This window comes from Nevskiales bacterium (assembly GCA_035574475.1).
GTDB lineage: Bacteria > Pseudomonadota > Gammaproteobacteria > Nevskiales > DATLYR01 > DATLYR01.
In genome coordinates, this window is record DATLYR010000168.1 from 1 (window position 1) to 2,653 (window position 2,653).

Genomic DNA, 2,653 nt, shown 5'->3' on the forward strand with positions numbered 1-2,653 from the left:
CTTGTCCTCCAGCACCGACACCAGCGCCTCACCGACGCCCAGCTCGCCGATCACCCGCTCCACGTCCAGCTTGGGATTGGGACGGAAGGTCTCCGCCGCCGCCCGCACCGCCTTCTGCTCGCGTGGCGTATAGGCGCGCAACGCGTGCTGCACGCGGTTGCCGAGCTGGCTCAGCACCGTGTCCGGGATGTCGAGCGGGTTCTGGCTGATGAAGAACACGCCGACGCCCTTGGAGCGCACCAGCCGCACCACCTGCGCCACCTTGTCCACCAGCGCCTTGGGCGCATCGCTGAACAGCAGGTGCGCCTCGTCGAAGAAGAACACCAGCTTCGGCTTGTCCGGATCGCCGACCTCGGGCAAATCCTCGAACAGCTCCGACAGCAGCCACAGCAGGAAGGTCGCGTACAGCCGAGGATGCTGCATCAGCCGGTCGGCGGCGAGCACATTCACGTAGCCCTGGCCGCTGGCGTCGCAGCGCATGAAGTCATGGATGTCCAGCGCCGGCTCGCCGAAGAATTTTTCGGCGCCCTGGTTTTCCAGCACCAGCAGCTGGCGCTGGATGGCGCCGACCGTGGCCTTGCTGACGTTGCCGTAGGCGGTGGTGAGTTCGCCGGCGTTCTCGCCGATGAAATTCAGCATCGCGCGCAGATCCTTGAGATCCAGCAGCAGCAAGCCCTGCTCGTCGGCGACCTTGAACGCGATGTTCAGCACGCCCTCCTGGGTGTCGTTCAACTCCAGTAGGCGTGCCAGCAGCAGCGGCCCCATCTCCGACACCGTGGTGCGGACCGGGTGGCCCTGCTCGCCGAACAGGTCCCAGAACACCGTCGGGCAGGCGCGGAAGGCGTAGTGCGCAAGCCCGATCTGCTGCGCGCGCTCGAGCAGCTTCGGCTTGGCCTCGCCCGGCTGGCTGATGCCCGAGAGGTCGCCCTTGATGTCGGCCGCGAACACCGGCACGCCGCGCGCCGACAGCCCCTCCATGATGACCTGCAGCGACACGGTCTTGCCGGTGCCGGTAGCGCCGGCGATCAGGCCGTGGCGGTTGGCGTACTTGAGCAGCAGCGCAGGTGGCGTTTCCGCGCCGCCGAGGGGTATGTTCGTCATGTCCATGGACTGGGGTCCCCGATTCATTGTTCGAGTTCGAGTTGTCCGCGCCGGCACCAGTCGCCATGCGCGATGACGCACGCCACGGCCGGCGGCGCCCTGAACAGATAGATCCAGGCCGCGCCGTAGGCGGTGCCGATCAGGCGCCGCTCATACACTGCCGGATATTCTTCGTATTCGTCCAGCGTACCCAGCTGCGCATCGTCGAGCGCGTAAACCTCACCGTGGATTGCCGTGACGCCCCCGGGAACCGCGGCGGGATATTCGCCCAGGTCGTATAGCGTGTAGTGCGGCTCGGTGACATGCGGGCCAAGGTAACGCGCAGCCTGCATCAGATGGGCGTGGCTTTCGCCCTTGCGCAGCGTGCCGTACACGAACACGCGCGGCATGCGGATTCCTCAGTCCCGGCCTGAGCGCCGGCGCGGCCGCGCACGACGCGGGCCGGACTTCGGCCGGCGACCCGCGAAGGGGTTCTCGCCGCTGCGGAACTCGAGCCGCAGCGGCGTGCCAACCAGGCGGAAGGCGTCGCGGAAGCGGTGCACGAGATAGCGGTGATAGGACAGCGGCAGCTTGTCGGTCTGGTTGCCGTGGATGACGATGGTCGGCGGATTGCGGCCACCCTGGTGCGCGTAACGCAGCTTGATGCGCCGGCCGACCACGGCCGGCGGGGGATTCGCTTCCACGGCCCGCTCCAGCACCCGCGTCAGCTCGGGTGTCGGCAGTTCGGCCTGCGCCGCCGCCCACGCCGCATCCACCGATTCGAACAGCTCGCCCAGCCCGGAACCGTGCAAGGCGGAGATGCAGTGCAGCGGCGCATAGTCGAGGAACGGCAGCTTGCGCGTGATTTCGCGCTGGACGGCGTTGCGCGCGCTGCGCTCGAGCCCGTCCCACTTGTTGACGGCGATGACCATGGCGCGCCCGCGTTCGGCAATCAGGCCGAGCAGGTGCGCGTCGTGCACGCCGATGTCGCCCTGCGCGTCCACCACCGCGATCACGACGTCGGCGTCCTCGATCGCCTGCAGCGCCTTGATGACGCTGATCTTCTCTACGTGGTCGGTGACCCGTGCACGGCGCCGGATGCCGGCGGTGTCGATCAGCACGTAGGGCTTGCCGTCACGCATGAACGGAACAGCGATGCTGTCGCGCGTGGTGCCGGGCGCATCGAAGGCCAGCACCCGCTCCTCCCCCAGCAGGCGGTTGACCAGGGTGGACTTGCCGACATTGGGCCGGCCGACGATGGCGATGCGCACACCTTCCGGCAGCACGGCCGCGGCCGCCGCACGTTCCGGCACGTGCGCCAGCGCCGTATCCACCAGCGCGGCCAGTCCGGCGCCGTGCGCACCCGATACCGGCAGCGGCGCACCGAAGCCCAGCGCGTAGAACTCGGCCGCCGCAATCGCCGGTTCCAGGCCCTCGCTCTTGTTCGCCACCGCCAGCACCGGCTTGCCGGCGCGGCGCAGGCGCTCGGCGATGCCACGATCCTCGGCGCAGAGGCCCTCGCGCGCATCCAGTACCAGCAGAATCACGTCGGCCTCGGCCACCGCCAGATCGG

Annotated in this window: 3 protein-coding genes; all 3 read right to left on the reverse strand. The window is 68.7% G+C overall.

Features of this window, described 5'->3' with window-relative positions:
* The coding region (locus VNJ47_10295; protein HXG29219.1) for a helicase HerA-like domain-containing protein at nucleotides 1-1,101 on the reverse strand (1,101 nt) is incomplete at its 3' end.
* Between the two features lie 23 nt (nucleotides 1,102-1,124).
* On the reverse strand, nucleotides 1,125-1,490 hold the full coding sequence (locus tag VNJ47_10300; protein ID HXG29220.1) for a gamma-glutamylcyclotransferase family protein: 366 nt from the start codon (nucleotides 1,488-1,490) through the stop codon (nucleotides 1,125-1,127).
* Between the two features lie 9 nt (nucleotides 1,491-1,499).
* A partial coding sequence (gene der, locus VNJ47_10305) for a ribosome biogenesis GTPase Der (GenBank protein HXG29221.1) occupies nucleotides 1,500-2,653 on the reverse strand: 1,154 nt, incomplete at its 5' end.